Origin of the sequence: Streptomyces gottesmaniae, assembly GCF_031845845.1 — a bacterium.
GTDB lineage: Bacteria > Actinomycetota > Actinomycetes > Streptomycetales > Streptomycetaceae > Streptomyces > Streptomyces akebiae.
On record NZ_JAVRFJ010000025.1, the window covers coordinates 34426 to 47018 of the forward strand.

14 protein-coding genes are annotated in these 12593 nt (G+C 70.6%); 5 read left to right on the plus strand and 9 right to left on the minus strand.

The genetic code is table 11. The annotated features are described in order from the left end of the window. Positions 1–392 precede the first annotated feature (392 nt). The 5 genes from RM704_RS26340 to mshD form a co-directional block, all read right to left on the minus strand. Positions 393–1373 (minus strand): ABC-2 membrane transporter-related protein, encoded by a 981-nt coding sequence (locus RM704_RS26340; protein ID WP_033525076.1) that lies wholly within the window; start codon positions 1371–1373, stop codon positions 393–395. Continuing rightward, positions 1370–2401, minus strand: a complete 1032-nt coding sequence (locus tag RM704_RS26345; protein WP_052145799.1) for an ABC-2 membrane transporter-related protein — start codon at positions 2399–2401, stop codon at positions 1370–1372. Before RM704_RS26345 ends, RM704_RS26340 begins: the two co-directional genes overlap by 4 nt. Further along, a complete protein-coding gene (locus RM704_RS26350; RefSeq protein WP_033525077.1) occupies positions 2398–3348 on the minus strand; it encodes an ABC transporter ATP-binding protein in 951 nt (316 codons plus the stop codon). Before RM704_RS26350 ends, RM704_RS26345 begins: the two co-directional genes overlap by 4 nt. After that, positions 3345–3749: a GntR family transcriptional regulator gene (locus RM704_RS26355; protein WP_033525078.1), complete on the minus strand. Its 405-nt coding sequence runs from the start codon at positions 3747–3749 to the stop codon at positions 3345–3347. Before RM704_RS26355 ends, RM704_RS26350 begins: the two co-directional genes overlap by 4 nt. Positions 3750–3861: 112 nt before the next feature. Further along, a complete protein-coding gene (gene mshD / locus RM704_RS26360) occupies positions 3862–4827 on the minus strand; it encodes a mycothiol synthase (protein ID WP_033525079.1) in 966 nt (321 codons plus the stop codon). Positions 4828–5112: 285 nt separating this feature from the next. Between mshD and RM704_RS26365 the strand changes: the two genes are divergently transcribed. Further along, positions 5113–6921 carry a bifunctional metallophosphatase/5'-nucleotidase gene (locus RM704_RS26365; protein WP_033525080.1) on the plus strand — a complete coding sequence of 603 codons (1809 nt, stop codon included), beginning with the start codon at positions 5113–5115 and terminating at the stop codon, positions 6919–6921. A gap of 274 nt (positions 6922–7195) precedes the next feature. Here the strand turns inward: RM704_RS26365 and RM704_RS26370 are convergent, their stop codons facing one another. After that, entirely contained in the window at positions 7196–7906 is a 711-nt protein-coding gene (locus tag RM704_RS26370) for a TioE family transcriptional regulator (protein ID WP_192829552.1), read from the minus strand. Between the two features lie 122 nt (positions 7907–8028). Here RM704_RS26370 and RM704_RS26375 point away from each other — a divergent pair, with 122 nt between their 5' ends. Next, a complete protein-coding gene (locus RM704_RS26375; RefSeq protein WP_033525082.1) occupies positions 8029–9159 on the plus strand; it encodes an erythromycin esterase family protein in 1131 nt (376 codons plus the stop codon). Here the strand turns inward: RM704_RS26375 and RM704_RS26380 are convergent. Together RM704_RS26380 and RM704_RS26385 are read right to left on the minus strand one after the other, a co-directional pair. After that, positions 9156–9461: a hypothetical protein gene (locus RM704_RS26380; protein WP_033525083.1), complete on the minus strand. Its 306-nt coding sequence runs from the start codon at positions 9459–9461 to the stop codon at positions 9156–9158. The genes RM704_RS26375 and RM704_RS26380 overlap by 4 nt on opposite strands. Then, positions 9458–9682, minus strand: coding sequence for a hypothetical protein (locus RM704_RS26385; RefSeq protein ID WP_033525084.1), 225 nt, complete (start codon positions 9680–9682; stop codon positions 9458–9460). Before RM704_RS26385 ends, RM704_RS26380 begins: the two co-directional genes overlap by 4 nt. A gap of 149 nt (positions 9683–9831) precedes the next feature. Between RM704_RS26385 and RM704_RS26390 the strand changes: the two genes are divergently transcribed. The 3 genes from RM704_RS26390 (at position 9832) to RM704_RS26400 (ending at position 11236) form a co-directional block, all read left to right on the plus strand. Then, the gene (locus tag RM704_RS26390) at positions 9832–10665 is read left to right on the plus strand and encodes a helix-turn-helix domain-containing protein (RefSeq protein WP_033525095.1); all 834 of its coding nucleotides are present in this window, start codon (positions 9832–9834) and stop codon (positions 10663–10665) included. Further along, complete coding sequence (locus tag RM704_RS26395) at positions 10662–10862, plus strand: DUF397 domain-containing protein (RefSeq protein ID WP_033525085.1); 201 nt, start codon at positions 10662–10664, stop codon at positions 10860–10862. The genes RM704_RS26390 and RM704_RS26395 overlap by 4 nt, the downstream gene beginning before the upstream one ends. 65 nt (positions 10863–10927) lie before the next feature. Then, complete coding sequence (locus RM704_RS26400; protein ID WP_033525086.1) at positions 10928–11236, plus strand: hypothetical protein; 309 nt, start codon at positions 10928–10930, stop codon at positions 11234–11236. A 422-nt stretch (positions 11237–11658) separates the two neighbouring features. On the opposite strand, the gene RM704_RS26405 is transcribed toward RM704_RS26400, so the two are convergent. Next, complete coding sequence (locus tag RM704_RS26405; protein WP_033525087.1) at positions 11659–12582, minus strand: TetR/AcrR family transcriptional regulator C-terminal domain-containing protein; 924 nt, start codon at positions 12580–12582, stop codon at positions 11659–11661. Positions 12583–12593: the final 11 nt, after the last annotated feature.

The following is a 12593-nucleotide window of genomic DNA, read 5'->3' on the forward strand; positions in this document are numbered from 1 at the left end:
ACGCGCGAGGAGGCGTTCGAGGCGGCGTTCTCGGCGATGTCCGCGTCGATGCGCGCCACGACGTCGACGACATCGGGGGTGTGGTGCGGGGCGACGGGCGCGGGCGTGCGGGGGTCGTCCCCCGTGCTGTTCCCGTTGCTTGGGCCGCTGCGTGGGGGAGGCGAGGGCTCGGGCACGACGGGGTTCATTGCGGAAGCGTCGCAAGGCCGTCTGAATCGCCGGTTACGGCGACCTTACGTGTGGGATAGCGCAGGGCGGACCGCCGGTTCTGTGGCGGCGTGCGCCGCACCCCGGCGTACGCCCTCTCGTGATCACCCGCCGTTCACCGGCCGTACGCCGTCGGCACGCCCCTCCCCCCGTAGGAAGGGCGTGCACGTAGGGGGTGCCGTCCGTCAGTGGGTGCGGCGGCGCAGGAGCCAGAAGGCGGCGGCGGTGGCCAGGACCGCGACGGCGAGGATGATGCCGGTCGTCATGAGGTGCAGGGGCCAGAAGTGGGACGCCGGGTGCACCTCGGCGTACAGATCGGTGAAGCCCTTTCCGCTCATGCACCTGGTGTAGTCGATGTCGGCATCGGCGTCGAAGCAGCTCAGGTCGTTGACGCGGGCACCGGAGCCGGTGACGGCACCCAGCTCCAGCTGGTCCGCCGTCATCGGCAGCCTGCTGGCGGCGGTGCCACGGAGCGTCGTGGAGGGCCACAGCTCGTCGAACCGTTCGTCGAGCCAGAGGTGGAACGCGACCATGAAGCCGAGGGCCACGGCGAGCGCGGGAAGCGCCCGCCTGAGAACGAGTCCCGCCAGGGCGCCGACGGCCAGCGCGCACAGGGCGTACGCCAGGACCGCGGGGCCGCGGTTCAGGAAGGGGTCGGTGTAGTACCACTCGTCGCCGCGCAGGTCCCGGTTCGTGGACCAGGCCCAGCGGTAGAACAGCACCAGGACGGTCATGCCGACGGTCAGTGCGACGGCGGGCACCGCGAGCTTGACCATGAGCCACCGGACCGGGGTGACGGACTGGGTCCAGGCCAGCTGGGCCGTGCCCCGTTCCAGCTCACGGCCGGTCAGTGAAGCCCCCGCCCAGGCGGCCACGGCGTAGGAGGAGTAGGCGATCAAGGTATCGACCCAGCTCATGCCCATGGAGTAGTCGAAGGCGGACCCGATGTCGATGCACCCGTTCTCCAGCTTCCGGCAGGCGGCCTCCTCCGCGCGTATCTCCGCGCCTGTGACGTACTGCAGCCAGAGCATCCACCCGACCACGAGCAGCACGCACGCGCTCCACACCAGCAGTGCCGGGCGGTGCACACGCCACACGGTCCAGGTCAGGCCGCCGAGGGTGGCGGTGTCCGCCGGGGGTGCGGCAGGGCGGGTCTCGGTGCTCATACGGTCCCTCCCGTACGGCGGCGCAGCAGGTGGAAGGCGGCCCAGACCAGTACGGCGGCGAGGGTGAGGACGATGGCCGACTCGACGAGTTGGAGGGGCCAGAAGTGCGAGGAGGGGTGGAAGTCGGCGTAGTGGGCGGCGACGTCGGTGCGACCGCAGGTGATCTCCTCGCAGGCCGCGTCCGAGACGCGCTCGCCCGAGGTGGTGACGAGGCCGCGGTCGATCAGTTCGCCCGTCCATCCGCGATCGGGGGTCTTGGAGACGAGGGTCTCCACCGGCCACAGCTGGTGGCGCACGGTCCGCAGTGTGACCATGACGGCGGCCACGCCCGCGACGCCGGCGGCGAGCGCGGGCAGGGAGCGGCGGAGCAGCAGGCCCGCGAGGGCGCCGAGTGCCAGGGCGAGCAGGGCGTGGGCGGTGGCGAGGGTGCCGTTGCCCAGGAAGGTGCTGTAAGCGAACCAGTCCCGGGTCCCCAGCTCGTGCCGCAGCCGCTCCTCGCGCTCCCACACCAGGCGGTTCAGCAGGGTCAGCAGGACCGTCCCCGAGACGATGACGGCGGCCGGGACCGTGAGCTTGGTGGCGAGCCAGCGGGCCGGGCTGACGGACTGGGTCCAGGCCAGCCTCGCCGTACCGCTCTCCAGCTCGCGGGCGATCAGGGCGCCGCCCGCCCAGGCGCCGATCAGGGCCGGGGCAAGGGTGAGGACCGTGGAGCCCAGGGTGACGGCCAGGTCGTAGCGGGTGTAGGCGTCGCCGATCGTGCAGTAGTCGGCCTCCGCGCAGCCGCTCTTCACGTACACCGCCCAGACCGCGTCGTAGCCCGGCCCGGCGGCCCACAGCAGTCCGGCGGCGACGAGGCCCACCAGTAGTCCCCAGAACCACAGGGCCGACTGGTGCAGCCGGAGCACCGCCCGGATCAGGCCGCGGGCGGGAGGCGGGGTCGGGGCGGCGGCCGGGTGCGTGGTGCGGGTGGTCGAGGGCGCGCCGGCCTTGGCCGCGGGCGCGGCGGTCGGGTCGTCCAGGCGGTTCATACGGCGGTCCCCCGTGCCTCGGTCGCGTCGGCGCGGGCGCCGTCGTGGTCGTCTTCCTCGGTGCCCTCGGCGTCGCCCGCGTCGTCGATGGTGAGTGCCGGGGCCTCGGGCGCCCGCAGATGGGCGAGGACCAGCTCCTCCAGCGTCGGCTCGGCGGTCTGGCGGCCGGGGCCGACGGGTCCCTGCGGGCGGATCAGCGCGGTGAGCTGACGTCCCGTCGTGCGGGACTCGACCACGGTGTGCGGGGCGAGGTCGCCCGCCGGGCCGGTGACCAGGGTGTGCGCGGCGAGGAGCTCGTCCAGGGGGCCCGCGAGCCGGATGCGCCCGGCGCCCAGCAGGAACAAGTGGTCGCAGGAGCCCTCCAGTTCGGCCACGACGTGCGAGGACATGACAACCGTGGTGCCGTGCTCGGCGGAGTCCGCGAGCAGGGTGCCCATCAGCTGGTGCCGGGCGAGCGGGTCGAGGTCGGCCATCGGCTCGTCCAGGAGCAGCAGTTCGGGCCGCTTGCCGAGGGCGAGGGCGAGCGCGACCCGGGTGCGCTGACCGCCGGAGAGGGAACGGATCTTCGCGTTCCGGTTCAGGTCGCCCTCGTCCACCACCCGCTCCGCGGCGGCCGCGTCCCAGCGCCGGGTGTTGAGATCGCGGCCCAGCCGCAGGGTCTCGGCCACGGTCAGCTGGGGATAGAGGGGCTTGTCCTGGGCGACGTGGGCGATGCGCTCGCGGGCCGCCGCCGGGGTCGTGCCCAGCACACTGATCGTGCCCTCGGTGGGGGCGAGCAGGCCCGCCGCGTGGGCCAGGAGCGTCGACTTGCCGGCGCCGTTCGGCCCGACCAGCGCGCACACCCGCCCCGTCGGCAGCCGCAGCGTGCACTCGCGCAACGCCCAGCGCTCGGACCGCCACCCGAACTTCTTGCCGAGCGCGGCCGCTTCCATCGCGGTCCCCGTCATGCCTGGTCCCCCTGATCTCGCTTGTCTGCTGTGAAGTGTTCGTCCAGTACGGACGTGAAGAGGGCCTCCACGTCGTCCCGTTCGAGCCCGCTCTCCCGGGCCCGTACGGCCCAGCTGTCCAACTCGGCCCGCAGCGGGGAGTCGGCGGGCGTGGTGCCCAGTGACCTCCGTACGAACGTGCCGAGGCCGCGGCGGGCCTCGACCAGGCCTTCGCGCTCCAGCTCGCGGTAGGCCTTCAACACGGTGTTCGGGTTGATCGCGGTGGCTTCCACGACCTCGCGGGCCGTGGGGAGCTTGTCGCCGGGTTCCAGCAGGCCCATCCGTAGGGCCTGTTTGGTCTGCTGGACGATCTGGACGTAGGTGGCGACACCGCTGCGCCGGTCGATGCGGTACTCGACCACTCGAACAACCACCCTTTCACTAATTGAGTAGTGAAAGGGTGGTGCAAGAGAGGGGGCGGTGTCAACAACACCGCCCCCTGCCTGTGGAAAACTCCGCTTACGCGCGGCTGTGTCAGGTTTCGCTGCGGTACATCAGGTCCGTCTCGTACGTCACGAAGCCGAGGCGTTCGTAGACGGTGACCGCCGCCTTGTTGTCCGCGTCGACGTAGAGCATCGCGGTGGGCAGGCCCTGGGCGGCGAGGTGGCGCAGGCCGATGGTGGTGAGGGCCTTGCCGAGGCCGCCGCCCTGTGCGCCGGGGCGCACACCGACGACATAGACCTCGCCGAGCTGCTCGGCGGCGTGCGCCTTCGTCCAGTGGAAGCCGACCAGTTCGGGGCCGCCGTCCCCGCCCTCGCCGCCGTGCCGCTCGGCCAGGAAGAAGCCCGCCGGGTCGAACCAGGGTTCGGCCTTGCGGTCGTCGAGGTCGCGCTGGGTGAGGGAGCCCTGTTCGGGGTGGTGGGCGAACGCCTCCGCGTTCGCGGCGAGCCAGGCCGCGTCGTCCGCGCCGGGGACGAAGGTGCGGACGGTGACGCCGTCGGGGAGCACCGGCTCGGGCGGGTCGAAATCGGCCAGGGAGCGGCGCATCTGACGGAGTTCGCGGAAGAGGGTGAGACCGAGGACCTGGGCGAGGTGGCGGGCGGCGGAGTGGCCGCCGTGCGCCCAGACGCGCAGCCGCTTGCCGGACTCGGCGAGCAGGGCGGAGCCGAGGGCGCGGCCGTGGCCGTGGCCCCGGTGGGAGGGGTGGACGACCAGCTCGGCGGCCGGGGCCTCGACGGGGTCGTTGTCCTCCAACTGGGCGTAGCCGACCAAGGTGTCGCCGACGGTGAGGAGGAGGTGGGCCACGCCTTCGCGGGGGCCGCCGCGGAGTTGGAGGCGGCCCTGCTCGGACACCGCCTGTTGGCCGTCGACCTGGGCGGCCTCGTCGAGGAGGGCGAGGACGGCGGCCCTCTGGTCGGGGGTGAGTTCCAGGCGGGTATCGATACTGCGGGCGGCTGCGCTTGCCGCTGCGCCGGGCCGGCCGGTGTCGTCGCTGGTCATGGGTTCGAGATTAACCGGGGGGTGCGGTGGGGGGAGCGACCGTGAGCCCGGTCGGTTCTGCTGTTCGGCGGGCGCGGCTTGAATGTGGCTGTTGGTGCGGCTTCCCGCGGCTCCTCGCGACACCTCCACGGGAACCGTTCATCCCGTTTCGTCAACAGTCCTCCCTGACGGCAATCAGGTCGTAACCATGAACCCCCTGCCGCGCTACGCGCGTTGACTCTAGGCTTCGGCCCGACGGGGCCGATCTCACGTTTCTCTTACTTCTCATACGAACCAGGGGGGCACATGTCAGCCACACCCCAAGCGCAGCGCCGTAGAAGCCGCCGTAACCGGATCCTCGCCGTCGCGGCCGGGCTGGCGACCGTCGGGGCGCTGGCCGCCGCACTCCCGGCGAGCGCCGGTGAGGCGAAGTACCCGCCCGGCACGGACAAGCCGAGCCGGTACCAGGACGTGCAGCTGCTGTCGTTCAACGACCTGCACGGCAACCTGGAGCCGCCGGCCGGTTCCTCGGGCCGGGTCACGCACGTCCACGAGGACGGCCACACCGAGACGATCAACGCCGGTGGTGTCGAGTACCTCGCCACGCACCTGCGCGACGCCCGCCGCGCCGACGACTACACGATCACGGCCGCCGCCGGTGACATGGTCGGTGCCTCCCCGCTGATCTCGGGCCTGTTCCACGACGAGCCCACCATCGAGGCGCTGAACGGGCTCGACCTCGACGTCACGAGCGTCGGCAACCACGAGTTCGACGAGGGCGCGAAGGAATTGGCCCGCCTGCAGAAGGGCGGCTGCCACCCGACCGACGGCTGCTACGTCAAGGGCAAGAAGTTCAAGGGTGCCGACTTCCCGTACCTCGCGGCGAACGTCATCGACAACAAGACCAAGAAGCCGCTCCTGAAGCCCTACTGGGTGTGGAAGAAGAACGGCGTCAAGGTCGGCTTCATCGGTGTGACCCTGGAGGACACCCCGGGCGTCGTCTCGGCTGAGGGCGTCAAGGGCCTGACCTTCAAGGACGAGGTCAAGACGATCAACAAGTACGCCAAGGAGCTGGAGCGCCAGGGCGTCAGGTCGGTCGTCGCGCTGATCCACGAGGGCGGTGCCCCCGCCTCCACGTCGTACAACTACGACTGCGACTCGCCCAGCGCCGGTGACGGCATCTCCGGTCCGATCGTCGACATCGCCAAGAACATCACGCCGAAGGTCGACGCCCTCGTCACCGGCCACACGCACGCCGCGTACGCCTGCACCATCAACGACCCGGCGGGCAAGCCGCGCATGGTCACGTCGGCCGCGTCCTTCGGCCGCCTCTACACCGACACGACGCTGACGTACGACCGCAAGACCGGCGACATCGCGCGCACGGCCGTGGATTCCGCGAACCACGTGGTCACCCGTGACGTCGAGAAGGCCGCCGACATGACGGCCCTCATCAGCAGGTGGAACACCCTCGCCGCGCCCATCGGCAACCGCGCCATCGGCTACATATCCGCCGACGTGCCCAACGCCGGTACCGAGTCCCCGATGGGTGACCTGATCGCCGACGCGCAGTACTGGTACGGCAAGGCGCTCGACCCCGAGGTCGACCTCGCGCTGATGAACCCGGGCGGGGTGCGCGCGCCGCTCACCTACGCGGCCAAGGGCACCGAGGGCGACGGCGTGGTGACCTACGCCGAGGGCTTCACCGTCCAGCCGTTCTCCAACACGGTCAACCTCCAGGACTTCACCGGGGCCCAGCTCATCTCGATCCTCAAGGAGCAGGTCAGCGGGACGAACACCGCCGCGCCGAAGGTGCTGCTGCCGTCGTCCGGTCTGACGTACACGCTCGACCTGACGAAGACCGGCGCGGACCGTGTGGTCGCCGACACCGTCAAGCTCAACGGTGCGGCCCTCAACCCGACGGCCACCTACCGCGTCGCGACCAACAGCTTCCTCGCGGGCGGCGGCGACGGCTTCCCGACGCTGGGCCAGGGCACGAACGACCTGGTCGGCGGGGACGACCTGGCGGCACTTGAGCAGTACCTGCTCGCCAACTCCTCGGCCACGAACCCGATCGCGCCGCCTGCGGCCAACCGGATCACGATCATCAACTAGTCGTACCGGATCGCCGAGGGCCGGATGTCCGGATGTCCGGATGTCCGGATGTCCGGATGTCCGGATGTCCGGATGTCCGGATGTCGGGCACGGATGTCGGGCACGGATGTCGGGCACGGATGTCGGGCACGGATGTCGGGCCCGGATGTCGGGCACGGATGTCGGGCCCGGATGTCGGGCCCGGGCGTCGGGCCCGGGTGGCTCGTGACTGTTCGCGCGGTTCTCCGCGCCCCTTCCGGGGCGCGGAGAACCGCTTTTTCGTGCCCCACAGCGCCTAGCCCGGTGCTCCCAGGTATCGGCTGAGGTGGGTGGACGCGTCCAGCATGGCGAGGCCTCGTACGGTCAGGCGTCGTCGCCAGTCGTCCAGCGCGGCGGCGAGCGCATCGGTGCCGCCGGCCGTGCGGATCTGCCGGACCACGGCGGAGATGTGGTCCAGGGGGTGGCCCCCGCGCCGCAGGAGATGGGCGAGTTCCGCGTCGCGGACGTCGGTCGGGCGGTAGAGGCGGTAGCCGGTCAGCGGGTCCCGGGCGGGGCTGAGGATGCCGGCGTCCTCCCAGTTGCGGAGGGTCGCCGGGGTGACGTCGAGCCGGTGGGCGAGTTCGCCGACGGTGAGGGTGTGGGCGATGTGAGCGGTGTGGGCGGTGTGGGCGGTGTGGGTGGGGGCTGCCGTCAGATGGTCCACCGCCTCGCGTACCGCGTCGAGGGTCTCCCGGTCGCGGAGCAACTGGGCGTGCCCACGGTCGACGATCGTCAGGGCGTGGTCGAGGTCGTCCTCGTGCACGGCACGCATGATCCGGCCCGCGGCGGAGTGACCGTACGCCGTGACGAGGGCGAGGAACGCGCGGAGGGCCGCCGCGTGCGTCGCGGTGTAGATCCGGTATCCGCTGCCCGTCCGCTCGGCGGCCGGGATGAACCCGTCGCGCTCGTAGTTGCGGACCGCCTGGGTCGAGAGGCCGTGCTCGCGGGCGAGATCGGAAGGTCGCATGCTGATCACCGATTTGAGACTTCATGAGACGGGAGGGTGCTCTGTGTACCTGTGGCCAGCCATCATGCCGCGCCAGAGGACACTAAGTGTCAACGGATCTTTCAAGGATACGATTGAGGCTCATGAGTCAGGACATTCGAGACTTCGTGACCCCGTCGTGCGACCTGCTGGCCCTCGGTGAGCCGACCCACCTGGAACCGGCCTTCGGGCACACCCGCAACGAACTCTTCGCCCAGCTCGTCGAGGAGGGCTTCCGTTCGATCGCCCTGGAGACCGACCGCGTTCCCGCGCTCGCCCTGAACGACCATGTGCGGGACGGGACCGGCGACTTCGACGAGGTGATGCGGGAGGGCATCGCGTTCGGCCGCGGCGAACTGGCCCCCAACAGGGAGCTGATCACCTGGATGCGCGAGTACAACCGGACCCGCCCGCCGGAGGAGCGCCTCGCCTTCCACGGCTTCGACGCCGAGATGGAGAACATGAGCGCGCCCAGCCCGCGCCGCTTCCTCGAAGCCGCCCGCGCCTACCTGGCCCGCGACGAGGGCCTGGCCTCACCCCTCGCCCTCGCCGCCGACCCGGCCCTCGACATCGCGAGCCTCGCCGGGGACGACGAACGGTGGAGCCGTACCGAGGCGGTGCTGGACGCGGCCTGCTCGATCGGCGCCACGCCGGAGGCCGAGGCGCTGCGCTGCCTGGCCGACGACATGCTCACCGAGTTCCACGCCCGCGCGCCACGGCTGATCGCGGCGACCTCACGGGCCGAGTGGTACAGGGCGAAGACCCACCTCATGGCGGCGATCGGGCTCCTGCGCTATCACCGGCAACTGGCGCGCCCCGCCGACGAGAACGTCCGGATCTCCCGCATGCTCGCCACCCGCGACGCGCTGATGGTCGAGAACCTCCTCGACATCCGCGCCATCGAGGCCGACCGCGGCCCGACCCTGGTCTTCGGCCACAACGTCCACCTCCAGCGCGGCCCCAGCCACATGCGCATGCGCGACCTGGACCTCGACTGGTACGGCGCGGGCGCGGTCCTGGGCCCGCTGGTGGGTGAACGGTACGTCTTCGTGGCGGGGAGCCTGGACGGCGACGACACCTCCGACCCGGCAGGGCCCGAGCCGGACCCGCATGGGGGTGCGGTCCCGCCCCGCGCCACGACGTGGACCCTGGCCTCGGCCCCGGGGGACGACGGGTCGGACGAGGCTGCGCTGCAGGGCGCCGACGGGGTCCTGCACATCAGCGCCCATGCCTAGGGGCGGTCCTCGGGGGCTTCGGCGCCGCCGATGCGCCGCCCCCTGCTGACGGCGATCCGCAGCACGTCCTCCAACGACTCCACGGCCCGCGTCAGCGCGAACCGCACGGCTCGCTCACCGGCCGCCGCGTCCCCGAGCACGGCCCTGCCGCCGGCCAACACCTGCTCGGCCGAACCGAGTTGGGAGGCCTCGACGCTGTCGGCCAGCAGGGACAGTGCTCCGGGGTGCGCGGTGTCCGGGTCGAGATAGCAGGGCTTGCCGTCGGGTTTGGTCCACGGCAGCAGGCGCAGACGGTCCATCATGCGGGGGCCTCCACGCTGTGCATTCCGCTGGTGTACAGCTCCTCGGGGCTGAGCACGTAGGGCCGTACGAGGTTGGCGTAGGACTCGAAGGGCCAGATGTCGTCGAGCTCCCTGGGTGGGGGAGGGGCGGGTTCCCGCGCTTCCTCCGCCTCGGGTGGCACGGGGCCGGGCGCGGCCCAGCGGAGCAGTGCCTCACAGAGCCGTACGACGAGCGAGCGCATACCGGTGTCCCCACTTCCGTCTCAGGGTTTTTTCAGGGTCGTCCTGACGAGCGGTGATTACCGTTCGTGTCCTGATCGTCACGGGTGAGTCGTACGTTGGGGAAGATGCCTGGCGTTGCCTGGAGCGCCAGACAACGGTGAGGGGTGACATGGGCGAAGTCGTTGACGGGAAGCGGGAATCAGGGCGGGCCGCGTTGGGGCGGACCCTGTTGCTCCTGCGCGAGAAGACGGGCAAGACGCTGACGCAGTTGGCGGCGGAGACGTCGTACGACAAGAGCTATCTCTACCGCCTGGAGAAGGGGGAGCGGCTCTCCAAGCGAGCGGTCATGGAGGACCTGGACACCTACTACGGCTCCGGTGACCTGCTGGTTCGACTGTGGAGGGAGGCTCGCAAGGAGGTCATCAAGGACAAGTACAAGGCGTTCATGGAGCTGGAGGCGACGGCTCGGGTCATGTGGATGTTCCAGTTGCGGGTGCCGGGCATCTTGCAGACCGAGGAGTACGCCCGCACGGTGTTGTCAGGGTTGTCTGGAGCCCAGACAACGCCAGGCAACAGTGAGGAGGTCGAGGAGCAGGTGGCCGCGCGTATGGGGCGGCAGGAGTTGCTGTACGGCCCGCAGGCGCCGAGCATCCGTGTGATCCTCGATGAGGGAGCGGTACGGCGGGCTGTGCCGAACGCGAAGGTGTGGGAGGACCAGCTCGCGCACTTGGTGGAGGCCGCGGAGCTGCCCTCCGTCGCGATTCAGGTGGTGCCCTGGACGGCCGGGGTGCACGACCTCATGGACAGCCACCTCTGGCTCTTCTGGCAACGAACCGGCGACGCCGTGGCCTACTCGGAGGGCAATGGCATCGGTGAGTTGATCGATGATCCGGACAGGGTCCTGGCTTTTCGGCTGTCCTACGATCTCGTCAGGGACGCGGCGCTGACTCCGGCCGAGTCGACCGTGTTCATCAAGCGGCTTCTGGAGGAGTGCAGATCATGAACCGGACCCTCGACCTCGGCACCGCTGTCTGGCGAAAGTCGTCGTACAGCGACGGGGGCGGCACGAACTGCCTCGAAGTCACCGACGAAGTCCCCGGCATAGTCCCCGTCCGGGACAGCAAGGTCCCGGACAGCCGCCCGCTGCTGTTCTCCGCCGGGGCCTGGGCCGCTTTCGTCAAGGTCATCGTGGCTGACTGAGGACCATGGGGGAATGCGGCCACAGCAGCCGGCCACTCGCGCCGTGGCGCGGCCATGGTGAAACCATGGCGGAAACCACCACCATCCAGGTGTCCAAGCAGGCCCGCGACCACCTGGCCCAGGTCGCCAAGGAACGCGGCATGACCCTCGGCCGGCTCATCGAGCAGCTGGCCTCGGAGCAGCCGACGGCGGAGCAGATCGCGGAGCGGGTCGCGGCCACGCGCAAGGTGCTGCGTGAGCGCATGGGGTGCACGCTCACGGACGAGGAGTTCGACAACGGTCCGGATGTGCTGGCCAACATCTACGCGATGGCTGCGGAGAAGATGCGCTCCGGCCGTGGGGCGACGCGCTCCGGCCAGGGGAACGCCGCGTGATCGTCCTCGACACCGACGCGGCGCTCGCGCTCGCTCGCGGCCACGAGGCCCTGCACCGCCCGCGGTCGACGTCGCGCACACCCCGGCGACTGGTTGTACATTCCCTCCCTGTGCCTCCTGCGGGCAGAGGGGAAGGGCGAGGGCGTGGGACGGGCACTGCTCGCGCTGCCGGGCATCCAGGTGGATCCGCTCGGACCGGAATGCTCGACTTCCACTGAGCTTGTCCTACCTTCAATGCAGGCAAGGGACACAAGCAGGCCCTGAATCGAGCAACGCGAAGACCAGTGGATGCGGGCCCTGCTCGCCGGCTGAGGCAGCAGTGCCCGTGCCTGGCTCCCGGCGCCGAACGACCTTTTGAACTGGATCACTCACCTGGGCATTCACCGGACATTGAGGCGGCCTTCGCAGCAGTTGCAGATGTCTCAGGTCACCGTGCCGTGGGGCTTCGCCGTCCTGATGCGCGTTGCGAGGCCGTCGAGGAGGGTGGTCAGGCCGAACTCGTACAGCGATGTGGTCGAGAGGGCGGCCTCATCAGCGACGGAAGCAAAATGTGGCAGGCGTCCCTGAGCCAACAGTGCGGTCATGCGGTCGTGCTGGGCGTCCATCCACTGTTCCCCGGTGATCCCGCTGGACTGAGTGGCGCGTGCTTCGGTTTCCGTGTCGATCGCCTGGCCCCGGACATATCCGAAGATGGTGACCGCCGCGTGCATGCGGGTGTCGGCGTCCAGCCCGAGGTCGTCCAGGGCGGCCAGGGCCCATTCGATGTGTCGCATACCGTGCGGCACGAGCAGGGGGCGGCTGAGGTTGAGGGCATCGGCCAGCCACGGATGGGCTTGGTACAGGCGCCACTGCATGGCCGCGGACAGCTCCAGCCGGGCCCGCCAGCCCTCCGGCGGCCGCGTGGGCAGCGGCTCGCCGGCGAAAGCGGCGTCCACCATCAGCGTGATCAGCTGTTCCTTGTTCGCGACGTGCCGGTAGAGCGACATGGTCGGTATGCCGAGTTCCGCGGCGACCCGGCGCATCGTCAGCCCGGTAGTCCCCTCGGCGTCGGCGAGTGCCATGGCCGCGCGGACGACGCGGGTCCGCACGGTCGGGTCTTCGGCGGTGGACCTGGGTGAGCGGACCGGCGGCGCGATGTCGGCGACCACCGTCCCGACTCCGGGAACGGCCCGCACCAGGCCCTCCTGTCGGAGCGCGGTCAGCGCTTTGGTGGCCGTGGCCATGGCCACTCCCCATCGCTGGGTGATCGCCCGGGTGGACGGTACGCGGTCACCGGGAGCGAGTTCGCCCGCCTGGATACGACGGCGCAGTTCTTGCGCGATCTGTGCGTACGGGGGCTGAGTCATGGTCCTGGAGC

Excerpts from the sequence above, each read along its gene's own strand:
- mshD (WP_033525079.1), bottom strand. The coding sequence starts at position 4,827 with ATGACCAGCGACGACACCGGCCGGCCCGGCGCAGCGGCAAGCGCAGCC.
- RM704_RS26350 (WP_033525077.1), bottom strand. The coding sequence starts at position 3,348 with ATGACGGGGACCGCGATGGAAGCGGCCGCGCTCGGCAAGAAGTTCGGG.
- RM704_RS26345 (WP_052145799.1), bottom strand. The coding sequence starts at position 2,401 with ATGAACCGCCTGGACGACCCGACCGCCGCGCCCGCGGCCAAGGCCGGC.
- RM704_RS26340 (WP_033525076.1), bottom strand. The coding sequence starts at position 1,373 with ATGAGCACCGAGACCCGCCCTGCCGCACCCCCGGCGGACACCGCCACC.
- RM704_RS26405 (WP_033525087.1), bottom strand. The coding sequence starts at position 12,582 with ATGACTCAGCCCCCGTACGCACAGATCGCGCAAGAACTGCGCCGTCGT.
- RM704_RS26395 (WP_033525085.1), top strand. The coding sequence starts at position 10,662 with ATGAACCGGACCCTCGACCTCGGCACCGCTGTCTGGCGAAAGTCGTCG.
- RM704_RS26370 (WP_192829552.1), bottom strand. The coding sequence starts at position 7,906 with ATGCGACCTTCCGATCTCGCCCGCGAGCACGGCCTCTCGACCCAGGCG.
- RM704_RS26380 (WP_033525083.1), bottom strand. The coding sequence starts at position 9,461 with ATGATGGACCGTCTGCGCCTGCTGCCGTGGACCAAACCCGACGGCAAG.
- RM704_RS26375 (WP_033525082.1), top strand. The coding sequence starts at position 8,029 with ATGAGTCAGGACATTCGAGACTTCGTGACCCCGTCGTGCGACCTGCTG.
- RM704_RS26390 (WP_033525095.1), top strand. The coding sequence starts at position 9,832 with ATGGGCGAAGTCGTTGACGGGAAGCGGGAATCAGGGCGGGCCGCGTTG.
- RM704_RS26385 (WP_033525084.1), bottom strand. The coding sequence starts at position 9,682 with ATGCGCTCGCTCGTCGTACGGCTCTGTGAGGCACTGCTCCGCTGGGCC.
- RM704_RS26400 (WP_033525086.1), top strand. The coding sequence starts at position 10,928 with ATGGCGGAAACCACCACCATCCAGGTGTCCAAGCAGGCCCGCGACCAC.
- RM704_RS26365 (WP_033525080.1), top strand. The coding sequence starts at position 5,113 with ATGTCAGCCACACCCCAAGCGCAGCGCCGTAGAAGCCGCCGTAACCGG.